Origin of the sequence: Pacificoceanicola niger, assembly GCF_048553275.1 — a bacterium.
GTDB lineage: Bacteria > Pseudomonadota > Alphaproteobacteria > Rhodobacterales > Rhodobacteraceae > Pacificoceanicola.
This window is the reverse complement of sequence record NZ_JBLZMW010000001.1, coordinates 176,935-196,421: the sequence shown is the minus strand read 5'-3', so window position 1 is coordinate 196,421 and position 19,487 is coordinate 176,935. Positions and strand designations below refer to the sequence as shown.

The 19,487-nt window shown below is 64.0% G+C and carries 25 protein-coding genes; 7 read left to right on the top strand and 18 right to left on the bottom strand.

Annotation, left to right across the window (positions count from 1 at the left end):
- Window positions 1-87: 87 nt before the first annotated feature.
- Both ACN2XU_RS00990 and ACN2XU_RS00985 read right to left on the bottom strand, forming a co-directional pair.
- Entirely contained in the window at window positions 88-402 is a 315-nt protein-coding gene (locus ACN2XU_RS00990; protein WP_419408512.1) for a DUF1244 domain-containing protein, read from the bottom strand.
- A 33-nt stretch (window positions 403-435) separates the two neighbouring features.
- A complete protein-coding gene (locus tag ACN2XU_RS00985) occupies window positions 436-1,173 on the bottom strand; it encodes an N-formylglutamate amidohydrolase (RefSeq protein WP_419408511.1) in 738 nt (245 codons plus the stop codon).
- A 170-nt stretch (window positions 1,174-1,343) separates the two neighbouring features.
- On the opposite strand from ACN2XU_RS00985, the gene pyk reads away from it, so the two are divergent.
- The 4 genes from pyk to rplT all read left to right on the top strand — a co-directional run bounded on the left by pyk (window position 1,344) and on the right by rplT (window position 3,757).
- The gene (pyk, locus tag ACN2XU_RS00980) at window positions 1,344-2,789 is read left to right on the top strand and encodes a pyruvate kinase (protein ID WP_419408510.1); all 1,446 of its coding nucleotides are present in this window, start codon (window positions 1,344-1,346) and stop codon (window positions 2,787-2,789) included.
- Between the two features lie 30 nt (window positions 2,790-2,819).
- On the top strand, window positions 2,820-3,041 hold the full coding sequence (locus ACN2XU_RS00975) for a hypothetical protein (protein WP_419408509.1): 222 nt from the start codon (window positions 2,820-2,822) through the stop codon (window positions 3,039-3,041).
- Window positions 3,042-3,175: 134 nt separating this feature from the next.
- Window positions 3,176-3,376: a 50S ribosomal protein L35 gene (rpmI, locus tag ACN2XU_RS00970; protein ID WP_209360579.1), complete on the top strand. Its 201-nt coding sequence runs from the start codon at window positions 3,176-3,178 to the stop codon at window positions 3,374-3,376.
- A gap of 15 nt (window positions 3,377-3,391) precedes the next feature.
- Window positions 3,392-3,757, top strand: a complete 366-nt coding sequence (rplT, locus tag ACN2XU_RS00965) for a 50S ribosomal protein L20 (RefSeq protein WP_419408508.1) — start codon at window positions 3,392-3,394, stop codon at window positions 3,755-3,757.
- Between the two features lie 222 nt (window positions 3,758-3,979).
- Here the strand turns inward: rplT and choV are convergent, their stop codons facing one another.
- The 3 genes from choV to choX form a co-directional block, all read right to left on the bottom strand.
- Window positions 3,980-4,990, bottom strand: a complete 1,011-nt coding sequence (choV, locus tag ACN2XU_RS00960) for a choline ABC transporter ATP-binding protein (protein WP_419408507.1) — start codon at window positions 4,988-4,990, stop codon at window positions 3,980-3,982.
- Window positions 4,987-5,823, bottom strand: coding sequence for a choline ABC transporter permease subunit (choW, locus tag ACN2XU_RS00955; protein WP_419408506.1), 837 nt, complete (start codon window positions 5,821-5,823; stop codon window positions 4,987-4,989). Before choW ends, choV begins: the two co-directional genes overlap by 4 nt.
- A gap of 197 nt (window positions 5,824-6,020) precedes the next feature.
- Window positions 6,021-6,944: a choline ABC transporter substrate-binding protein gene (choX, locus tag ACN2XU_RS00950; protein WP_419408505.1), complete on the bottom strand. Its 924-nt coding sequence runs from the start codon at window positions 6,942-6,944 to the stop codon at window positions 6,021-6,023.
- A 271-nt stretch (window positions 6,945-7,215) separates the two neighbouring features.
- Here choX and ade point away from each other — a divergent pair, with 271 nt between their 5' ends.
- Window positions 7,216-8,910, top strand: coding sequence for an adenine deaminase (gene ade / locus ACN2XU_RS00945; RefSeq protein WP_419408504.1), 1,695 nt, complete (start codon window positions 7,216-7,218; stop codon window positions 8,908-8,910).
- A gap of 45 nt (window positions 8,911-8,955) precedes the next feature.
- On the opposite strand, the gene ACN2XU_RS00940 is transcribed toward ade, so the two are convergent.
- A complete protein-coding gene (locus ACN2XU_RS00940) occupies window positions 8,956-9,459 on the bottom strand; it encodes a cupin domain-containing protein (RefSeq protein ID WP_419408503.1) in 504 nt (167 codons plus the stop codon).
- 276 nt (window positions 9,460-9,735) lie between these two features.
- Complete coding sequence (locus ACN2XU_RS00935) at window positions 9,736-10,923, bottom strand: lytic murein transglycosylase (RefSeq protein ID WP_419408502.1); 1,188 nt, start codon at window positions 10,921-10,923, stop codon at window positions 9,736-9,738.
- 210 nt (window positions 10,924-11,133) lie between these two features.
- Here ACN2XU_RS00935 and ACN2XU_RS00930 point away from each other — a divergent pair, with 210 nt between their 5' ends.
- On the top strand, window positions 11,134-11,502 hold the full coding sequence (locus tag ACN2XU_RS00930) for a response regulator transcription factor (protein WP_419408501.1): 369 nt from the start codon (window positions 11,134-11,136) through the stop codon (window positions 11,500-11,502).
- Here the strand turns inward: ACN2XU_RS00930 and ACN2XU_RS00925 are convergent, their stop codons facing one another.
- From ACN2XU_RS00925 to def (ACN2XU_RS00895), 7 genes are all read right to left on the bottom strand, one after another.
- Window positions 11,503-12,492 carry a glutathione S-transferase family protein gene (locus ACN2XU_RS00925; RefSeq protein ID WP_419408500.1) on the bottom strand — a complete coding sequence of 330 codons (990 nt, stop codon included), beginning with the start codon at window positions 12,490-12,492 and terminating at the stop codon, window positions 11,503-11,505.
- Window positions 12,493-12,604: 112 nt separating this feature from the next.
- The gene (locus ACN2XU_RS00920; RefSeq protein WP_419408499.1) at window positions 12,605-12,841 is read right to left on the bottom strand and encodes a GlsB/YeaQ/YmgE family stress response membrane protein; all 237 of its coding nucleotides are present in this window, start codon (window positions 12,839-12,841) and stop codon (window positions 12,605-12,607) included.
- Between the two features lie 23 nt (window positions 12,842-12,864).
- Entirely contained in the window at window positions 12,865-13,101 is a 237-nt protein-coding gene (locus ACN2XU_RS00915) for a hypothetical protein (RefSeq protein ID WP_419408498.1), read from the bottom strand.
- Window positions 13,102-13,107: 6 nt separating this feature from the next.
- Window positions 13,108-14,019 carry a methionyl-tRNA formyltransferase gene (fmt, locus tag ACN2XU_RS00910; protein ID WP_419408497.1) on the bottom strand — a complete coding sequence of 304 codons (912 nt, stop codon included), beginning with the start codon at window positions 14,017-14,019 and terminating at the stop codon, window positions 13,108-13,110.
- A gap of 171 nt (window positions 14,020-14,190) precedes the next feature.
- Entirely contained in the window at window positions 14,191-14,694 is a 504-nt protein-coding gene (def, locus tag ACN2XU_RS00905; protein ID WP_419408496.1) for a peptide deformylase, read from the bottom strand.
- Window positions 14,691-15,188 (bottom strand): peptide deformylase, encoded by a 498-nt coding sequence (gene def / locus ACN2XU_RS00900; RefSeq protein ID WP_419408495.1) that lies wholly within the window; start codon window positions 15,186-15,188, stop codon window positions 14,691-14,693. Before def (ACN2XU_RS00900) ends, def (ACN2XU_RS00905) begins: the two co-directional genes overlap by 4 nt.
- Window positions 15,185-15,709, bottom strand: coding sequence for a peptide deformylase (gene def, locus ACN2XU_RS00895; protein ID WP_419408494.1), 525 nt, complete (start codon window positions 15,707-15,709; stop codon window positions 15,185-15,187). The genes def (ACN2XU_RS00900) and def (ACN2XU_RS00895) overlap by 4 nt, the downstream gene beginning before the upstream one ends.
- A gap of 299 nt (window positions 15,710-16,008) precedes the next feature.
- Here def (ACN2XU_RS00895) and ACN2XU_RS00890 point away from each other — a divergent pair, with 299 nt between their 5' ends.
- Window positions 16,009-17,184: a MalY/PatB family protein gene (locus ACN2XU_RS00890; RefSeq protein WP_419408493.1), complete on the top strand. Its 1,176-nt coding sequence runs from the start codon at window positions 16,009-16,011 to the stop codon at window positions 17,182-17,184.
- A gap of 6 nt (window positions 17,185-17,190) precedes the next feature.
- Here the strand turns inward: ACN2XU_RS00890 and ACN2XU_RS00885 are convergent, their stop codons facing one another.
- The 4 genes from ACN2XU_RS00885 to ACN2XU_RS00870 form a co-directional block, all read right to left on the bottom strand.
- On the bottom strand, window positions 17,191-17,814 hold the full coding sequence (locus ACN2XU_RS00885) for a trimeric intracellular cation channel family protein (protein ID WP_419408492.1): 624 nt from the start codon (window positions 17,812-17,814) through the stop codon (window positions 17,191-17,193).
- Window positions 17,815-17,896: 82 nt separating this feature from the next.
- Window positions 17,897-18,361, bottom strand: coding sequence for a ribonuclease HI (gene rnhA / locus ACN2XU_RS00880; protein ID WP_419408491.1), 465 nt, complete (start codon window positions 18,359-18,361; stop codon window positions 17,897-17,899).
- Window positions 18,354-18,950, bottom strand: coding sequence for a class I SAM-dependent methyltransferase (locus tag ACN2XU_RS00875; RefSeq protein ID WP_419408490.1), 597 nt, complete (start codon window positions 18,948-18,950; stop codon window positions 18,354-18,356). The genes rnhA and ACN2XU_RS00875 overlap by 8 nt, the downstream gene beginning before the upstream one ends.
- On the bottom strand, window positions 18,950-19,408 hold the full coding sequence (locus tag ACN2XU_RS00870) for a DUF3429 domain-containing protein (protein ID WP_419408489.1): 459 nt from the start codon (window positions 19,406-19,408) through the stop codon (window positions 18,950-18,952). Before ACN2XU_RS00870 ends, ACN2XU_RS00875 begins: the two co-directional genes overlap by 1 nt.
- Between the last annotated feature and the right edge of the window lie 79 nt (window positions 19,409-19,487).

Here is a 19,487-nt window from a genome sequence, read left to right as displayed (position 1 = left end):
ACTGCCGGGTTGGCCCCGCGATCCGGGGAGACGGCGGTTAACGCGCGCAAATGTCGCAGGCGGGGCGGCACCGCCCCACCCCGGGTCTCACGACTTATCGGTGACGTTTTCCTTGAAGGCCTGCTCGAAGGCGGCCTGTTTCTCCGGCGAGGCAGCCGTCTGGCTCCGGGCTTTCCAGTCGTCGTAGGGCATGCCGTAGTAGATCTCGCGCGCCTCGGCCTTGTCCATGTCGATGCCGCGGTCGTTGGCGGCCTCCTGATACCAGCGCGACAGGCAGTTGCGGCAGAAGCCGGCAAGGTTCATCAGGTCGATGTTCTGCACGTCCGGGCGATCCTCCATCAGATGCTTGCGCAGGCGGCGGAAGGCGGCGGCCTCGATCTCGGTGCGGGTCTTTTCGTCCATCGGTTTATCTCCTGTTTACGTGCCTGAGCTATGTCAGTCCGGAACCTGCGCAAGAGCCTGTTCCAGCATTGGCGCCATTCGCTGGCCCCAGAGGTCTTGCGTCGCTTCGGAGCGGATGAGGTCATTGCGGACCTCGATCAACGTGTTGTTGCGCCCATAGTGCAGGGCGTGGCGATCAATCGCGTCGCCCGGCAGATGCCCCGGGTATGGCTGATTGCGGCCAACGCTGAGGTCCGGCTCGGCCTCCAGGCGCGCAATGAAGGGGTCGGAGAGCCGCCGGTCCCAGGCATGCAGGATGCCGATGTGCCAAGGTCGCGGCGGGCGGCCGCGCAACTGGCGGGTGAAGCTGTGCATGGCGACGATGGCGGTATCCGTGCGCCGCCCGGCAAGCCGCGCATAGGCCGCGTGGTACGGTCGGTAGTAGGCATCGAGGCGGCGTTCCTTCTCCGCCGCATCGGCGTGACGGTTGGCCGGAATGATGGAGCCGTCGTAAAGCTTCATCAGCAAGGTCGGGTCGTCCTCTCCCCGGTTCGGGTCAATGACGAGGCGGGAGAAATTCGACAACAGGACCGGCGCATTCAGCGCCCGTCCAAGGGCGCGGGCGACACCGGCGGCCCCCGGATCATAGGCGATGTGACGCATCATGTCGGAGGCATGCAGGCCGAGGCTCTCGCCGATGTCTGGCGGAACGGTGTTTGCCGCGTGATCACAGGTGATCAGCCACCGGCTGTCGCGGTTTTCGCCTTCGATGTGGTATGGATGATAAGTCATGATCTCTTTATCTCTTGCATGCAACAGATAGGACAGATGAGAAGCAAAGGGAATTGCGGGAATAGGCCGCGCGTGTTAGCGGTAACGCGACCCTTACGGAAGCTGGGCCGCTCAAGGTCCGCAAAGGCTCCGCCACGATATAGTCAGACTGCCGCGCCAGGAGAGAGACAATGAAACGAGATCGCAACGTCAAGATCGTCGCGACGCTGGGACCGGCGAGTTCCACCTATGAAATGATCCGTGCGCTGCATGAAGCCGGGGCCGATGTGTTCCGGTTGAACATGAGCCACGGAAAGCATGAGGAAATCGCGGAGAAGCATCGCATCATCCGCCAGGTCGAGAAGGATCTCGACAGTCCGATCGCTATTCTTGCGGACCTGCAGGGGCCGAAACTGCGCGTCGGCGAGTTTGCCAATGGCGAGGAAGAGCTGGAGTGGGGCGAGACGTTCCGTCTCGATCTCGACACCACGCCGGGTACGCACAAGCGCGTGAACCTGCCGCATCCGGAGATTTTCCAGGCGCTGAAGGTTGGCTCGCATCTTCTTGTCAACGATGGCAAGATTCGCCTGCGGGTGGAGGAATGTGGCGCGGATTTCGCCAATTGCACGGTGCTGGCCGGCGGGACGATTTCGAACCGCAAGGGCGTGAACGTGCCCGACGTGGTCCTGCCGCTGGCGGCGCTGTCGGACAAGGATCGCAAGGATCTTGAATTCGTCTGTTCGCTGGGCGTCGACTGGCTGGCGCTGAGCTTCGTGCAGCGTCCCGAGGACGTGGAAGAGGCGCGCGAATTGGCCGGGGGCCGCGCCGCGCTTGTGTCCAAGATCGAAAAGCCCGCCGCCGTGGAAGCCTTTGACGAGATCATGGCGGTCTCGGACGGGATCATGGTTGCGCGCGGCGATCTTGGCGTGGAACTGCCCGTGCAGAACGTGCCACCGATCCAGAAGCGCCTGGTGCGCAAGTGTCGCGCGGCGGCGAAGCCGGTGATCGTGGCGACTCAGATGCTCGAATCGATGATCGAATCGCCGATGCCGACGCGCGCCGAGGTTTCGGACGTGGCCACGGCCATTTACGAAGGCACGGATGCAATCATGTTGTCGGCGGAATCGGCGGCAGGGCAGTATCCGATCGAAGCCGTGACGACGATGAACAACGTCGCCATCGAGGTGGAGAGCGATCCGACCTATACCGAGATCCTCGAAGCCTCGCGGCACGCCAAGCGGGTTTCGGTCGCTGATGGCATCGTGGCCGCGGCACGCGAGATTGCGGAGACGACGGACATCAAGGCGATCTGCTGCTTCACCTCTTCGGGGACGACAGCTGCGCTTGTCGGGCGCGAACGGCCCCGGGTGCCGATCATCGCCATGACCTCGCTGCGGGGCACCGCGCGGCGTTTGTCCCTGCACTGGGGCACGATGACCGTGATGACCGGCGAGCTGGAGCGCTTCAAGCAGGCGGTGGTGAATGCCGCGCGGGCCGCGCGCAAGCATGGGTTCGCAGAGGAGCACGATCAGATCGTCGTAACCGCCGGCGTGCCGTTCAACGTGCCGGGCAGCACAAACATCCTGCGCGTGGCACCTTGCGACGAGCGTTTGATCTATAGCACCGATCCGGAGTAACCTGTTCACAGCGTTGAACAGGAGACCGGAATGGATGCGGATACGACATTGGTTGTCGGCATGGTTCTGGCCGTGCTGGCAATCCCGGCCATGGTTTCGGCCTTCTCCGAAAACCGGGCGCCGCGCGCGGCTGCGGTGGTGGTGATCGTCGCTGGCGGGCTCATGGTTTATGCCATCCAGAAAAAGGAAGGCGGCTACCGCCTGAGCGACCTGCCAAACATCGTCTACCACGTGATCGGCGACCTGATTTAAGGGGGCTGCGTCCGGCGGCGCGGCTCCGACAGAATCCCCCTTGTCAAAGCCATGATCCCCGCCTATACGGCGCGTTCCACCGCGTGGCCGGCCAAAGAGGCATGCCGAGTCGCGCGACGAAGAAGGAGATCGAAATGCCCAAGATGAAGACGAAGTCGAGCGCCAAAAAGCGCTTCAAGGTCACTGCGACCGGGAAAGTGATGGCAGGTCAGGCCGGCAAACGCCACGGCATGATCAAGCGCCACAAGAAATTCATCCGCGACGCGCGCGGCACGACCACCCTGTCGGCCCCCGACGCCAAGATCGTCAAGGGCTATATGCCCTACGACCGCTAATCAGGAGGTTTTGATATGTCCCGAGTAAAAGGCGGAACCGTCACACACGCGCGTCACAAGAAGGTCATCAAGGCAGCGAAAGGCTACTACGGCCGTCGCAAGAACACCTTCAAGGTGGCAGCCCAGGCCGTCGACAAGGCGAACCAGTACGCCACCCGCGACCGGAAGAACCGCAAGCGCAACTTCCGCGCCCTGTGGATCCAGCGTATCAACGCTGCCGTCCGCGCGCATGACGAAGCGCTGACGTATTCCAAGTTCATCAACGGCCTGAACCTGGCCGGCATCGAAGTTGACCGCAAGGTGCTCGCCGATCTGGCCGTGCACGAGCCGGCCGCATTCAACGCCATCGTTGATCAGGCAAAAGGCGCGCTCGCCGCCTGAGGCTGACGCACCCGGGCCTTGGCCCAAGGCAAAAAAGAACCCCGCCCGGTACAGCCGCGGCGGGGTTTGTTTTGAAAGGCAGCCTGCCCGGCTATCAGTCCGGCACTGCCCTGCTTGTCTTTGGTCCTGAAATACCTCGGGGGTGAATTGGCCGAAGGCCAAGAGGGGGCAGCGCCCCCTTTGCACATCGGCCAGCGCAAGCTGGCCGAAACCCCTGGGTTGCTATTGCACCATACGCGCCAGAACGCTCGCGGCGGTCACCTGCCCCAGCACCGCGTCGCCCTCAGTCACGCTCAGCGGGCCGTCCTTCAGCATCGGGATGATGTCGCGGATCGGGGTTTCCGGGCCGACCCCGCGCCCGCCCGCACCATCGACCATGACATCCCGCGCAGTGAGCACGCCAAGCGGGTTCATGTTGGCCACGAACTCCGCCACGTAGTCGGAGGCCGGATTGGAAAAGATGTCGCGCGGAGTGCCAAGCTGCACAATGCGCCCGCCATCCATGATGGCGATGCGGTTGCCCAGTTTGAACGCCTCGTCGAGGTCGTGGCTGACGAAGATGATCGTCCGTTTGAGTTTGCTTTGCAGGTCCAGAAGCTCGTCCTGAAGCCGGGTGCGGATAAGCGGGTCGAGCGCGGAGAACGGCTCGTCCATGAGCAGGATCGGCGCTTCGGTCACGAAGGCGCGGGCAAGGCCGACGCGTTGCTGCATGCCGCCCGAAAGCTCGCCGACCTTGCGGTCCTCCCAGCCGGAAAGGCCGACGAGGTCGATGGCCGTGGCCGGGGCCTCCGCGGCAGAGACGCCATCGGCCAGGTTGCCCTTGCCAAGTTCCAGCGGGAAGCGGACGTTCTCGCGCACGGTGCGCCACGGCAGCAGGCCGAATTGCTGGAACACCATGGCAATCCGCGACTGCCGCATCGACCGCAGGGTGTTGGCGTCGCAATGGGTGATGTCGACCATGCCGGAACCGTCATTGACCTCGACCTTGCCGCGCACAACCGGGTTCAGCCCGTTCACCGCGCGCAGCAGGGTTGACTTGCCTGAGCCGGAAAGCCCCATGAGTACGAGGATCTCGCCCTCCTCGACCTCAAGCGTGCAATCATGCACACCGAGCACCTGCCCGGTGGCCTCCTGAATCTCGGGGCGGCTTTGGCCCTTGTCAGCCAGCGGCAGGGCCTGTTCGGGGTGATCACCGAACATGATGGAGACATTGTCGAAACGGACAGCGGTCATTTTGCATCTCCCCAGCGCAGGGCGCGGTCGAGCATGATGGCCACCACGACGATGATGAGGCCCGCTTCGAAACCAAGGCCGGTATCGACGCGGTTGAGCGCGCGCACGACCGGCACGCCGAGGCCATCGGCGCCGACCAGCGCGGCAATGACGACCATGGAGAGCGAGAGCATGATGGTCTGGTTCAGGCCTGCCATGATTTGCGGCAGGGCCGAGGGCAGTTCCACCTTCCAGAGTTTCTGCGAGGGCGTCGCGCCAAAGGCGTCCGCCGCTTCGATCAGGGCCTGCGGCGTCGAGGAAATGCCGAGGTGTGTAAGCCGGATGGGCGCGGGCACGACGAAGATCACCGTGGCGATGAGCCCCGGCACCATGCCGATGCCAAAGAACACGATGGCCGGGATCAGGTAGACAAAGGTCGGCAGGGTCTGCATCAGGTCGAGCACCGGACGCATCCATGCGTAAAGCTTGGGTCTATGCGCGGCTGCGATGCCGATCGGGACACCGATTCCCATACAGACCACGCAGGCCGAGAGCACGAGCGTCAGGCTTTCGGTGGTTTCCTCCCAATATCCCTGATTGAGGATGAAGAGAAATCCCGCCGCGACCAGCGCCGGGGTTTTCCAGTCGCGGTGCAAGAGCCATGTGGCGAGAACAAACAGAGCGATGACAAGCAATTCCGGCGGCGTCTGCAACACCCAGAGCGTGCCGTCGATCAACGCCTCCATGACAACGGCCATGCCGTCGAAGATGACCGCGCCATTGGTTTGAAGCCAGCCAAAGAGCGCTTCGGCGGCGTCCCCCACCGGTAATTTGTGATCAGTCAACCAGTCCACACGCGTCCCCTTTGTCAGTTCGTAGTTGAGTTATTTTAATTGATTGGACAGTCAAAATAAATCCGATTGTGCCGTTTTCCCCAGCAGGTCACCCGTTTCGCACCGAATAGTAAAGCCTGCTGCGCAAAGCGGGTGCGATACGAAAAAGGGGCAAAGCCTGCGCCCTGCCCCTTTGGATTTATTGCGGCGAGAAGGGCTCAGCCTTCGAGCGCGCTCAGCACGGCGGCCTTGGCATCGCCACCGTCGAGCGTGGTCACGCCCTGCAGCCAGCCGTCGAGCACGTCGGTGTTGGCCTGCAGCCACGCCCTGGCCGCGTCCTGCGGGTCCTCGCCGTCGTCAAGGATCGCGCCCATGATCTCGTTTTCCATGGCGAGGGAGAATTCGAGGTTGGTCAGCAGAGCGCCGACGTTGGCGCATTCCTCGACATAGCCCGCGCGGGTGTTGGTGTAGACCGTCGCGCCGCCGAGGTCGGGGCCGAAGTAGTCGTCACCGCCGGTCAGATAGGTCAGGTCATAGTTGGCGTTCATCGGGTGCGGCTCCCACGCGAGGAAGACCACCGGTTCACCCTTGCCGTCGGCGCGGCCGACTTGGGCCAGCATGCCCTGTTCGGAGCTTTCCTTGACCTCGAAGTCCTTCAGACCAAAGGCATCCGCTTCGATCATGTCCATGATGAGGCGGTTGCCGTCATTGCCCGGCTCGATGCCGTAAATGGTCTGCTCCAGCGCGTCACCGGCTTCGGCGATCTTGGAGAAGTCGGTGATGCCCATTTCAGCGCCGGCGGCGTTGGTGGCCAGCGTGTACTTCGCGCCTTCAAGGTTGGCGCGGACGGTGTCGACGGTGCCAGCCTCGCGGTAGGGCGCGATGTCCGCTTCCATGGTCGGCATCCAGTTGCCAAGGAAGATGTCGATGTCGCCCTTCGCCATGGATGTATAGGTCACCGGCACGGAGAGCACCTTGATGTCGGTCTCATAGCCGAGCGCGTCGAGCACGACGGTGGTCGCGGCGGTGGTGGCGGTGATGTCGGTCCAGCCCACATCGGAGAAGGTGACGCTGGAACACTCGGCAAAGGCGGCAGAGGCGGCAAGACTGAGGGCAAGCGCCGAAGTGGTGGTGCGGATCATGGAAAGCTCCCTGTTTTTATTGACTGATGAGTCAATGAACATCTTTTCGGACGATTTGCAACAGTCGCGGCTTGAAAGCGGCGCATTGCAGACCGATTCCGGCATACCCCAGTGGTAACGCATGTTCTGCGGGCGGGCCATGGGATTGGCGCAGCAGGTTTTGGCAAGGTGCGGGCGTTTGCCGGTATGCCGCCGGGTTTGCCGCCGCGCCCTCTCGCTCATGGCGGGGGGCTGTGGCAGGATGCGGGGAAACAGCCGAAGGGGTTTGAGCATGGCCGATCTGGAACAGCGCATCGCGCAGGGGCGCGGGGATGAGTTGGCGGACGTGGTGTTGCGCGGCGGGCGGATGCTCGACCTGATCACCGGAGACTTGCTCGACGGGGACGTGGCGATTTGCGGCGGGACCATCGTCGGAACGCTGGACCATTATGAGGGGCGCGAGGTTGTGGATGTCAGCGGGCTGATCCTTGTCCCCGGCTTTATCGACACGCATTTGCACATCGAGTCGTCTTTGGTCACGCCATTCGAGTTTGACCGCTGCGTTGTGCCGCGCGGGGTGACAACGGCGATCTGCGATCCGCATGAAATTGCCAATGTGATCGGCGCCGCCGGGGTGCGGTATTTTCAGGAGGCCTCCCGGCATACGCTGATGGACATCAAGGTGCAGCTGTCGTCCTGCGTCCCCTCAACGCATATGGAGACGGCCGGGGCAGAATTGCTGGCGGCGGATATTGCCGGGTTGATGGGCGATCCCTCCGGTCTGGGGCTGGCTGAATTCATGAACTATCCCGGTGTGATCCACCGCGACCCGGCGGCCATGGACAAGCTGCGGCTGTTCGAGGGCGGGCATATCGACGGGCACTGCCCGCTGCTGTCGGGCAAGGATCTCAATGCCTATGTGGCGGCGGGAATCAGGACGGAGCATGAGGCGACATCGCCCGAGGAGGCGCTGGAAAAGCTGCGCAAGGGTATGCGGGTGCTGATCCGGGAGGGATCGGTTTCAAAGGACATGCATGCGCTGCGGCCGCTGCTGGATGAGCGCACAGCGCCGTATATGTGCCTGTGCACCGACGACCGCAATCCGCTCGATATCGGCGAGCATGGGCATCTCGATTACATGATCCGCGAGATGATCCGTTTGGGAACCGCGCCTTTGGCGGCCTATCGCGCGGCATCGCTGTCGGCGGCGGAGGCCTTTGGGCTGAAGGATCGCGGCATGATCGCGCCGGGCAAGCGGGCGGATATCGTGGCGGTGGACAGCCTTGAGGGCTGCCATGCGGCGATGGTCTGGGCCGGCGGTGTCCGGGTGAGCGATGCGGCCTTTGCGGCGCGGCAGAGCGTGGCGCCAGTCGGGCGGGGATCGGTGAAGGCCCCAAAGGTGTCCGGGCAGGATTTCCGGTCCGGCGGCAACAAGACCGCGACCGATGTGATCGGCATTCGCGAGGGTCAGATCCTCACCGATCACCTGCACGAGGAGATTGCCATCGAGGATGGCGACAAGCGGCCCGATGTGTCCCGCGATCTGGTGCGGATTGCCGTGGTCGAGCGCCATGGCAAGAACGGCAATATCGCGACGGGGTTCGTGAAGGGGTTCGGGCTGAAGGCGGGGGCGATTGCCTCCACGGTCTGCCACGATCACCACAATATCGCCTGCGTCGGAGTGGATTATGACGATATGGCGCTGGCGGCAAACCGGCTCGGCGAGATCGAGGGCGGCTTTGTGGTGGCCTCGGGCGGCAGGGTGCTGGCGGAGCTGGCATTGCCGGTGGCGGGGCTGATGTCGCTGGAGCCGTTCGAGGCGGTGCGCGATCAGCTGGTTCTGCTCCGGGAGGCGGCGAAATCGCTTGGGGTGACACTGGAAGAGCCGTTCCTGCAACTGGCATTCCTTGCGCTGCCGGTGATCCCCGCCCTGAAGATTACCGACCGGGGCATGGTCGATGTGATGAAATTCGAGATCATCGCCTGAGGCGGTGCGGGGCACAGCCCCGCCCTACGACAGGCTGCGCAGCGATCAGAGTGCCGACCAGAACCGGGTGAGCGGACCATTGGCCCCCGCGATCGGATCGCTGCCGGGCAAGGGCGTCGCGGCAATCAACCCGGCATCCTCCGGGCGGGCATCTTCGAGCCTGCGGGTTGTGAAGGATTCTTGCCCCGGCGGATAGGCCCCGCAGATCTGAAAGGCGTCATCCTGTTCAAGGCGGCAGTGGCCGGTGCCCGCAGGCAGGATCAGCAGATCGCCCGCGGCCATCGTGAAGGCCGTGCCCTGCGGACCTCCGATCAACAGGCGGGCCGTGCCCGACGCCACGGCCAGCGCCTCATGTGCGTCGGGATGGTAGTGGTGAAAGTCGAAGACGGTCCAGACCCATGTGCCGGCCCAGCCATTGCGTTCCATCCGGGCGCATGTAGCCTGCGCGCTCTCCGGCACGAAGGCGGCTGTCTGCAGAAGCACGGGCAAGACCGGATTGTTGGGCATCCCGGCATTCGGCGGAAAGACATAGGCATGCGTCTGGGACATCGGATCAGACCCTGACCGCTGATGATGCGCGGCCGGCGACTGCGCGCGCCGGGGCCACGCGGGGGGGAATGAGAGCTGTACGCGGCGTCATGGGCCGGAAACGCCCGATGCCGGGGGATGGTTCCAAAACCCGTCAGGACGTGAGGGGGGCGGGCCCAGGCGCTGCCTTTCTGCGCCCCCTGCGCCTCGAACCGATGTCTTTCCCGGAAACCGGTCCGGTCCCGTCATCAGCGTCCGCCTCCGGCGTCGAACGTCCGCCCCCGATTCCCACGATCGTTACAGCCTGTTCAACAGCGCCTGTGTTGGCCAGCCGTCCACCGGCAAGCCCAGCTCGGCCTGCATGCTGCGCACCGCTGCCCGCGTCCCGGCGCCCAGGATGCCGTCGATCTCGCCGACATCATGGCCATGGGCCGCGAGCTTGCGCTGCAATTCCTTCATCTGGGCACCTTCGAGACCCGGCTCCGGGTTTCCCGCGTCATAGACCGGCGCCCCCGTCAAGCGCGTGCCGAAATAGGCGGCGGTGAGCACATAGGTGAAACTCTGGTTCCACTCGAAATAGACGCGGAAATTCGGGTAGGCGAGGAACTTTGGACCGCCCCTGCCCTGCGGCAATATGATCGAGGCCAGCAGGCGGCCATCGTCCAGCTGCCCGTCACGGGCGCGCACGCCGAGTTGCTCCCATTCGGCCACGCTTTTTTCGGTCTGAAGTCCGGTCATCGACCAGTCGAAATTCTCCGGCAGGCGGATTTCCTGCAGCCATGGCTCGCCATAGCGCCAGCCGAGGTGGCTGAGCATCTTGGCCCCGGACATCAGAGCATCGGGCGCGGAGGTCTTGAGCATCACATGCCCGTCGCCATCGCCGTCCACCCCGTTTTCGAGGATATCCTTGGGCAGCATCTGAACCATGCCGATCTCGCCCGCCCAGGCGCCGGTGGTGGTGCGGGGATCGAAGTCGCCATGCTCATAGAGCGTCATCGCGGCAAAGATCTGCGGGCGGAAAATTTCGGGGCGGCGGCAATCGTGGGCCAGCGTCACCAGCGCATTGAGCGTGTTGAAATCGCCCTGAAACGCACCGTAATCGGTCTCGAAGGCCCAGAAGGCCAGCAAGACGCCGCGCGAGATGCCGTAGTCCTGTTCGATCCGGTCGAACACCGCGTCGTAGCGATCCGACATTTGCCGGCCCTTGTCGAGGCGGCTTTGCGAGATCAGCTTGCGCGAGAAGGTGATGAACGGGTCCTGAAAGATGCCCTGGCGCTGATCGGCCTTGAGCACGCTCTGCGCCTGGGTCGCGGACGAGAGGAACTGCCGCGCGGTTTGTTCGGAATGTCCGAGGGACACGGCCTCCTGCACGAGGCCCTCCTTGAAGGCGGAAAAGCTGCCACCACAGGGCACATCCTGCGCCTGCGCCGCGCTCGCGCCAAAAAGCGCCATCGCCACCGCCGAAACCAAGCCAAAAACCTGCATGGGACCTCCCCTTCGCTCTGATGTTGGCGGCACACTATCAGTGCATCTGACATGGGCAAGCAGCAGAACAGAGTATTTCCTGAATGGGTTCACATTTTGTTCACTAAATTTACCACCACGTTAACTTTTTATTCAGACTTCAAGCAGAGTGTCCGACTTGAAAACGTGCGTTTAATCTAAATCTTAGTCCTGCGGTGGGAGCATTACTCCATGGTCTTGATTGTCGAGAGCAATTCAGAGTTGGCGCTGCTTTGGCAGCGTCATCTGGAACGACTCGGGCGTCAGGTCTGGGTCGCGTCCAGCGATGACGAGGCCTTCGAACTGCTGCGCGAGATCACCTTCAAGGTCATCATCCTCGATCTCGTTCTGGATCAGGGCAGTGCCCTGTCGGTGTCCGATTACGCCAGCTATCGTCAGCCGGATGCGCAGGTGATTTTCGTCACCAACACGAACTTCTTTTCCGACGGCTCGATTTTCGCCCATTGCGCCAACGCCTGCGCCTTTGTCACCAGCGCCACGGCGCCCGCCGATCTGGCAGCCATGGCCGACCATTACGGGCAGGCGTCGGTGCGCGCCTGATCAGGCAGCCTTGAGCGCGTCGCGCCCATGCGCGGCGGTCAGGTTCAGCTCGGGACCGATGGGAACGATACGATGCGGGTTCACGCTCTCGTGGCTATAGTGATAATGCCTGGAGATATGAGCGAAATTCACGGTCCCGGCGACACCCGGCCATTGGTAGAGCTCGCGCAAGTAGCCTGAGATATTGGGAAAATCGACGATGCGGTTGCGGTTGCACTTGAAGTGGCCGTGATAGACCGTGTCAAAGCGGATGAGCGTGGTGAACAAGCGCCAGTCCGCCTCCGTCAGGCGCGCGCCCATGAGATAGCGGTTTGCCTGCAGCCGGTCCTCGATCCAGTCCAGCGTGTCAAAGAGGGGATAGACGGCGTCCTCATAGGCGGCCTGCGTCGTGGCAAAGCCGCTCTTGTAGACGCCATTGTTCACCGTGTCGTAGATACGGGCGTTCACCGGCTCGATTGCCTCGCGCAGCTCCTCGGGCCAGTAGTCATCCGTGTTGCCGGTGATGCCGTCGAAGGCGCTGTTGAACATGCGGATGATCTCGGAGCTCTCGTTCGAGACGATGACCTCGCGCTCCTTGTCCCAGAGCACCGGCACGGTGACGCGGCTCGTCACACCGGGATCGGACTTGACGTAGATGTCGCGCAGGAAGGGCAGATCATAGAGACGGTCCCCCGTCGCGCCATGCCCGTCGGTCTCAAAGGTCCAACCGTCGTCGAGCATGTCCGGGTGGACGACACTGACCGGGATGATCTCTTCCAGCCCTTTGAGCGCGCGGAACACGAGGGCCCGGTGCGCCCAGGGGCAGGCATGGCTGACGTAGAGATGGTAGCGGTCGGGTTGTGCCTTGAACCCGCCTTCGCCGGTGGGCCCGGCGCGGCCGTCCTCGGTTATCCAGTTGCGAAAGCTGGATTCCTTGCGTTTGAAGGTGCCGCCCTCGGCGAGTTCCTTCAGCGATTGTACGGTCCAGTCGCCGTCGATCAGATGACCCATGGTCTCCTCCTGTGGTCTGTTGTCACAAGAGGTAGCGCCCTGCCCGACCCGGACAAAGCCCGCAGAGCGCGCAGCCCCTGCGCGGGGCCGCACAGCAGGCGGGGTCAGCCGATCAACGGTTCTGGATCGCCTTGATGATCCAGAGCAGCAAAATGGCCCCGAGGACCGCACCGACAAGCCCCGCCAGCGCGCCGGTCAGCGCCATCAGGACCCGCAGGATGAGGCCGCCGATCAGCGCACCGCCAATGCCAACACCGATGGTTTCAAGGGTGCCGAGCCGCAGGTTCATGAACCGCGTCGCAAGAAATCCCGCCGCCGCGCCAACGATGATCAGCCAGAGTACACCCATGTGTCAAAATCCTTTTGCGGCAGTCACTTGCGCCAGTGGAACGGAACGATGATCAGCGCGCCGATGGACGACGCGATGGCATTGAGCCCCGGCGAGCCAAAGCCGATGCCAAACATCAGGCGAATGAAATACGCAAGGAAGGCCCCGCCAATGCAGATGATGATGCTTTGCAGGATGCCATTGTGGGTGAAACCGGACTTCTCCGAGGCATAGCCGACGATGCCCGCGATCACGACGGTGCCGATAAGGACGGGAAACATCTGTGGTCAGCCTCCGAGGGTTGTGCCTTTGGGAACGGGATGACCGCGCAGGAAAACCTCCACGTCCTGCGCCCCCTTCCCGGCACGTTGTGCGCGGGTAACCTGCACCGCCCCGGTGCCGCAAGCAATGGTGAATGCGTCGTCAAGCGCCGTGCCCGGCGTGCCCTGCCCCCCTGTCACGCGGGCACCGAGCAACTTGAGGCGATCCGCCCCATGCAGCGTCCAGGCCCCGGGAAAGGGCGACAGGCCACGGATCTGGCGGCTGACCTCGGGCGCGGGCCGGCTCCAGTCGATCGCCGCTTCCGCCTTGTCGATCTTGGCGGCATAGGTGACCCCGTCTTCGGGCTGCGGCACGGGCGAAAGAGTGTCGAGCCGATCCAGCGCCGCGCCAATCAGCCGCGCCCCGAGGGCGCTCAGCCGGTCATGCAACCCGCCGGTGGTCTCATCATCGCCAATGTCCAGCGCTTCGCGAAGCAACACCGGGCCGGTATCAAGCCCGGCCTCCATCCGCATGATGCAAACGCCGGTCTGCGCGTCACCAGCCATGATCGCGCGGTGGATCGGCGCCGCCCCGCGCCAGCGTGGCAAAAGGCTCGCGTGTATGTTGAGGCAGCCCTGCGCGGGGGCATCGAGGATCGCCTGCGGCAGGATCAGACCATAGGCCACGACCACGGCCACATCGGCGTTCAAAGCGGCGAATTCAGACTGCTCTGCCTCCCCCTTCAGGGAGACCGGGTGGCGCACCGGCAGGCCCAGCGTCTCTGCACGTGCCTGCACCGGAGTGGGGCGATCCTTCTTGCCGCGCCCCGCAGGACGAGGCGGCTGGCAGTAGACACAGACGATCTCATGCCCCGCCGCATGCAGCGCATCAAGAACCGGAACGGAGAACTCCGGACTTCCCATGAAAACCAGACGCATGATGCCGCTCCCCTGCTTCTTCTCTTCTCAAATACTCAAGACAGGCGGGGCACAGCCCCGCCCTACGGACCCGCGCGCCGCCGGATCTATGTGGCAAGCAGAGACAAGGCGCACAAGGCCGGACCCTGCGCCTTCCGTCTCGATCCACGCAACACGGCGTAGGGCGGGGTTTTACCCCGCACCGCGCAGCTTTCGCGACTTCTTGACCAGCATGTCACGCTTCATGCGGCTCAGGTGGTCAATGTAGAGTTTGCCGTTAAGGTGGTCGATCTGGTGCTGCACCGATGTGGCCCAGAGGCCGACGAAATCGCGCTCCACCACAGCGCCGGTCTCATCCATGAAGCGCACTGTCACGGCCCTGGGCCGTGTGATCACCGCCGACACGCCCGGCAGATTGGGCGAGGCCTCTTCGTGCTCGCGCAGTTTCACGCTGGCATGCAGGATTTCCGGGTTGGCCATGCGCACGACCTCTCCGCGGGTCTCGGACGCATCGACAACCGCAAGCCGCAGCAACACACCGATCTGTGGCGCCCCCATGCCGACGCCGGGCATCGCCTCCATGGTGTCGATCATATCCTGCCAGACCGCGCGAACCGCGTCGGTGATCTCACTCACTGGCTCGGCCACGGCCTTCAGGCGCTTGTCGGGGTAGGGAATGCAGCTCCGCACCGTCATGCCTGGCCCTCATACTGCGCGAGAAGGAGCGCCTTCGCCGCCGCATCCAGACGGTCGAAATGCATCACCCCATCGAGATGGTCGAGTTCATGCTGCGCTATGATCGCCTCCGCCCCGGTCAAATCAACAGACTGTCGATCCCCCCAAAGATCCATGTAGCCGAGCGTTATCATCTCATGTCGTGTGACCTGCGCCGTCACGCCGGGCATCGACAGGCATCCCTCCGGGCCAATTTGCGTGGTCTTCGATCGCGCGATGATCTCCGGGTTAATGCAAGTCCGCGGTGACCAGTTATCCACTTTCCAGCCCGCATCCATCACAAAGACACGCTGCATCAGCCCGACTTGAGGCCCCGCAAGACCACGCCCCTGGGCCCGGTACATGATCTGAAACATGTCATCGGCCAAATTCGCAATATCTCCGGCGTCGGCCACCGGCGCACAGACTTGCGCCAGTCGCGCATCGGGCCATGTCAATATATCCAGAGCGCTCACGCCTTCTCCCGCGCCAGCTCTTTCTTGAGCTTGACCATCTTGCGGGTGATCATCTGGCGTTTCAGCGGCTTGAGGTAATCAATGAACAGCTTGCCATCGAGGTGGTCGATCTCGTGCTGCACACAGGTCGCCCAGAGCCCGTCGAAGGTTTCGGTCTGCAATTTGCCGTCGCGGTCGATCCATTCGACGTCCACCGCCTTGGGGCGCGTCACCTCGGCGTATTGGTCCGGGATCGACAGGCAGCCCTCATCATAGACGTTCTCTTCGTCCGACGCCGCGAGGATCCTTGGATTGAACATCACCATCGGGCGCGGCGCTTCGTTGTCGCCCTTGACACAGTCGAGCACAATCAGGCGGGAGAGCACGCCAATCTGCGGCGCGGCCAGGCCGATGCCGGGCGCGTCATACATGGTTTCCAGCATGTCGTCCGCGAGGGTCCGCAGCTCGTCCGACAGATCGGCGACCGGATCGCAGAGCTTCTTGAGCCGGGGATCGGGGTGAATGAGAATGTTCCGCTTCATGCGGGATGATTTAGGGCCAAGCGCGAAGAATCGCAACTGTGGCTGTGCGTGTCATCCCTGCAATCGGCACCGGACGGGACAAAGCCCGCAAAACGCCCGTATCTGGCGGCGGAAAGCCAACGCCGGGCGCGCCGTGGCACGGCAGCCCGGCCCGCGTCCGGCGCGCGCGGCAGCCGGATAGGCAATAGGCGACAAAGGCTTGCCCGAATTCGCCGGAGCACGGGCGGCGACATTTTTCGCCCTTGCGGACCCGGGCCGTTCCGGCAACGAATAGGGCAAATGCTGAGAAAGGACCGCGCATGAGCCGTTTTGACGAAGAGATCGACCGTTTTGGCAGCCATTGTTCCAAGTGGGACATGATGGAGCCGATTTATGGCGTTCCCGCGGATGGCGGCCTTGCGATGTGGGTGGCGGACATGGATTTCCGCCCGCCCGATTGCGTGCAGGCGGCGGTGCAGACGATGGCGGACCACGGCATCTATGGTTACTTCGGCAACGATGGCGCCTATCTGAACGCGATCCAGTGGTGGATGCGGGAGCGCCACGGCTGGCAGATTGATCCAAAGTGGGTGTTCAGCACCCATGGGTTGGTCAATGCCACCGGGCTATGCGTCGATGCCTACACCAAGCCCGGCGACGGCGTGGTGCTTTTCACGCCGGTTTATCACGCCTTTGCCCGCGTCATCAAAGCCGCCGGGCGCGACGTGGTCGAATGCCCGCTGGTGCAGCGCGACGGCCGGTACGAGATGGATTTCGATGCCTATGACGCGATGATGACCGGCAAGGAGCGGATGCTGATCCTGTGCTCCCCGCACAACCCCGGAGGCCGGGTCTGGACGCGCGCCGAGCTGAAGGGCGTTGCGGCCTTTGCCAAGCGCCACGACATGGTGCTGGTCTCGGACGAGATACACGCGGACCTGGTGATGCCGGGGCACACGCATATCGCGATGCCGCTGGTCGATGCCGACGTGGAGGAGCGGCTGGTGATGCTGACCGCCGCTACCAAGACCTTCAACATCGCGGGCAGCCATACCGGCAACGTGATCATTCCGAACGCCGATCTCCGGGCGCGATTCGCCGCGCGGATGGCGGCGCTCGGACACTCTCCGAACTCCTTTGGCCTGCATATGGTGACGGCGGCCTATTCGCCGGAGGGCGCGGCGTGGGTCGACGAGCTGGTGCTGTATCTCGATGAGAACCGAAAGCTGTTCGATCAGGCGATCGACGGCATTCCCGGCCTGCAGTCGATGCCGATGGAAGCGACGTATCTTGCCTGGGTCGACTTTGCCGGCACGGGCATGGAGCGGGCGGAATTCACCCGGCGGGTGGAGCAGGACGCGAAGATCGCGGCCAACCACGGCCCGACTTTCGGCACAGGCGGCGAAAGCTTCCTGCGGTTCAACTTTGGCACCACCCGTGCGCGGGTGCAGGAGGCGGCGGACCGACTGCAGGCGGCGTTTGGCGATCTGCAGTAGGCCCGTCTAAAAGTTGCGCGGCGGGCGCGGTTTGTAGACCGGGAGTTTCCAGCCAAAGGCAATCGACCCGCCCCGCAGCGCAAAGGTGGCCGTCGCCGCGGCCAATGTGCCGATGTCAGATCCCAGCCCGATGGCCTGCGCCAGCACAAGCGCGGCGGACCCCGCCAGCGCGCAGGTCACGTAAAGCTCGCCCTGTTTGAGCACCAGTGGCACCTCGTTCGCCACCACGTCGCGCATCAAGCCCCCGGCGCTGCCGGTGGTGATGCCCATGACCAGCACGATGGGCACCGGCTGGCCAAGGCTGAAGGCGATCCCGGCCCCGGCCGCAACGGCCACCGCCAACGCCGCCGCATCAAGCCAGACGATCGCGGCATAGCGGCTTTCAAGCCGGTGGGCGGTGAAGAACACCACGATGGCGGCCCCGCAGGTCAGCGCGAGATAGGTCGGGTTGTCGATCCAGATCGGGGTGCGGTCCAGAAGCAGGTCACGCAGGGTGCCGCCGCCAAGGCCGGTTAGGCTCGCGAAGAAGGCAAAGCCGACGATATCGAGCTGTGCGCGGCTGGCCACCAGCGCGCCGGTCAGGGCAAAGACCAGCACGGACGTGTAGTCAAGGAAGGTCAGCAAGGTCACGCGGCACCCCCGGCTTGCGGGTGGCGACAGGCCCGCGCCTCGGCTCCGCCATTGCGGCGGACCGGAGGGCAGGCCCTTCGGCTCATCCGCCTTTGCCCGGTTTGAAGGGCTCCATGCCGGCGCGGGCCAGCTCGTCGGCGCGCTCGTTTTCGGGATGGCCGGCGTGGCCCTTGACCCATTCCCATGTCACGTCGTGGCGCGCCTGTGCCTCGTCCAGACGTTGCCAGAGCTCGACATTCTTGACCGGCTTTTTCGCGGCGGTTTTCCAGCCATTGCGCTTCCAGCCGTGAATCCAGCCGGTGACGCCGTTCTTGACGTAGGCACTGTCGGTCACGACGGTGATGCGCGAGGGGCGCGACAGGGATTCCAGCGCGTTGATTGCCGCCAGAAGCTCCATGCGGTTGTTCGTGGTGCGCGCCTCGCCGCCCTTGAGCGTGCGCTCCTTGACGACCGCGTCCGCCTCTTTGGCCTGAAGCAGCGCGCCCCAGCCGCCGGGGCCGGGATTTCCGGAGCAGGCTCCGTCGGTATATGCAAATAGGTCAGCCATGAGCGGTGACCGATATCCAGTCCGAGAGGGCGCCGTCAAGCCCCCTGTCGCGGCCACGCGCGAATGGTCCCGGCGTCAGACCGGCGGCAATCAGCAGAGCCGTGAGATCGGCTTCGGCGTAGAAGCTGTAAAGCCGCCCGAGGCGGTCGCGCCGCGCGCCAGTGCCTTCCTTGACCGCGATGTGAAACAGCCCGCCGGGGCGCAGGATGCGGGCGATTTCGCCAAGGTGACGGGGCAGCGCCTTGCGCGGCGCATGCAGGAGCGAGAAATTCGCCCAGACCGCGTCGAAGCTGTCCGTCGCGGCGTCTGCCAGGTCGTCAAAGCTGGCCAGTCGTGCGGTGACGCCCGGAAGCTTCGCCGCGAGGGCCACCATGCCGGAGGAGGCATCCCACGCTTCGGGGAGCAACCCGGCCTTGGCCATCCACGCCGCCGAAGCGCCGGGGCCGCACCCGAGGTCGAGCACCTTCGCCCCCGTGGGCAGCGCGTCGATGAAGGTTTGCAGCGTCGCGGCCGCGCCATCGGAGGCGGTGACCTGCGCATATTCGGACGCGCGCAGGTCGTAGACATCGAGGGTGATCCGGTCCGCCATCAGAGCACGACAACGAGCAGGCAGATCAGCACAAGCGTGGTCAGCAGCCCGCGCAGGCGCATCCACCAGGGCGGCGCAAGGCCCCAGCGCCAGAACTGCCAGTCGAGCAGCAGCAGGCCAAGGTAGCCACCGATCAGGTATGTCGCCGCCGAGACCGGGCCGCCGCCAGTGAAGAAAAAGGCCCAGAGCGCCGGAAGGGTCGAAAGCGCATAGCCGGTGGCGGCCTGCCTGCCAGTTGCCTTGCTGGCAAAGCCCCAAAGCACGCCGGACATGAAGGACAGGATGATCGCGCCGTAGAAAAGCTGAATGTAGGGGCCGGTGAAACGCCCGCCGAGCGTCTGTGCGGAGAATTGCGCCAACGGCGCGGACAGGGTCGTCAGCGCGCCCCAGGCGAAAGGGATCACCCCGGCAAGACCAAGCAGGAGGGCGGCGCGGGGAATCCGGGGGTTGGTGCTCATGGGCCGTCTCGGGTTTATCAAGAAAGCGGCAACGCGCCGCTCTGCGCTATCTAGAGCAAAGCCCGGCCCACGGCCACCC

Excerpts from the sequence above, each read along its gene's own strand:
- pyk (WP_419408510.1), top strand. The coding sequence starts at position 1,344 with ATGAAACGAGATCGCAACGTCAAGATCGTCGCGACGCTGGGACCGGCG.
- rpmI (WP_209360579.1), top strand. The coding sequence starts at position 3,176 with ATGCCCAAGATGAAGACGAAGTCGAGCGCCAAAAAGCGCTTCAAGGTC.
- fmt (WP_419408497.1), bottom strand. The coding sequence starts at position 14,019 with ATGCGTCTGGTTTTCATGGGAAGTCCGGAGTTCTCCGTTCCGGTTCTT.
- def (WP_419408494.1), bottom strand. The coding sequence starts at position 15,709 with ATGAAGCGGAACATTCTCATTCACCCCGATCCCCGGCTCAAGAAGCTC.
- ACN2XU_RS00870 (WP_419408489.1), bottom strand. The coding sequence starts at position 19,408 with ATGAGCACCAACCCCCGGATTCCCCGCGCCGCCCTCCTGCTTGGTCTT.
- ade (WP_419408504.1), top strand. The coding sequence starts at position 7,216 with ATGGCCGATCTGGAACAGCGCATCGCGCAGGGGCGCGGGGATGAGTTG.
- ACN2XU_RS00890 (WP_419408493.1), top strand. The coding sequence starts at position 16,009 with ATGAGCCGTTTTGACGAAGAGATCGACCGTTTTGGCAGCCATTGTTCC.
- ACN2XU_RS00990 (WP_419408512.1), bottom strand. The coding sequence starts at position 402 with ATGGACGAAAAGACCCGCACCGAGATCGAGGCCGCCGCCTTCCGCCGC.
- def (WP_419408496.1), bottom strand. The coding sequence starts at position 14,694 with ATGACGGTGCGGAGCTGCATTCCCTACCCCGACAAGCGCCTGAAGGCC.
- choV (WP_419408507.1), bottom strand. The coding sequence starts at position 4,990 with ATGACCGCTGTCCGTTTCGACAATGTCTCCATCATGTTCGGTGATCAC.
- ACN2XU_RS00875 (WP_419408490.1), bottom strand. The coding sequence starts at position 18,950 with ATGGCGGACCGGATCACCCTCGATGTCTACGACCTGCGCGCGTCCGAA.
- ACN2XU_RS00940 (WP_419408503.1), bottom strand. The coding sequence starts at position 9,459 with ATGTCCCAGACGCATGCCTATGTCTTTCCGCCGAATGCCGGGATGCCC.
- choX (WP_419408505.1), bottom strand. The coding sequence starts at position 6,944 with ATGATCCGCACCACCACTTCGGCGCTTGCCCTCAGTCTTGCCGCCTCT.
- ACN2XU_RS00925 (WP_419408500.1), bottom strand. The coding sequence starts at position 12,492 with ATGGGTCATCTGATCGACGGCGACTGGACCGTACAATCGCTGAAGGAA.
- rnhA (WP_419408491.1), bottom strand. The coding sequence starts at position 18,361 with ATGGCTGACCTATTTGCATATACCGACGGAGCCTGCTCCGGAAATCCC.
- ACN2XU_RS00920 (WP_419408499.1), bottom strand. The coding sequence starts at position 12,841 with ATGGGTGTACTCTGGCTGATCATCGTTGGCGCGGCGGCGGGATTTCTT.
- rplT (WP_419408508.1), top strand. The coding sequence starts at position 3,392 with ATGTCCCGAGTAAAAGGCGGAACCGTCACACACGCGCGTCACAAGAAG.
- ACN2XU_RS00915 (WP_419408498.1), bottom strand. The coding sequence starts at position 13,101 with ATGTTTCCCGTCCTTATCGGCACCGTCGTGATCGCGGGCATCGTCGGC.
- ACN2XU_RS00935 (WP_419408502.1), bottom strand. The coding sequence starts at position 10,923 with ATGCAGGTTTTTGGCTTGGTTTCGGCGGTGGCGATGGCGCTTTTTGGC.
- ACN2XU_RS00930 (WP_419408501.1), top strand. The coding sequence starts at position 11,134 with ATGGTCTTGATTGTCGAGAGCAATTCAGAGTTGGCGCTGCTTTGGCAG.
- ACN2XU_RS00975 (WP_419408509.1), top strand. The coding sequence starts at position 2,820 with ATGGATGCGGATACGACATTGGTTGTCGGCATGGTTCTGGCCGTGCTG.
- ACN2XU_RS00985 (WP_419408511.1), bottom strand. The coding sequence starts at position 1,173 with ATGACTTATCATCCATACCACATCGAAGGCGAAAACCGCGACAGCCGG.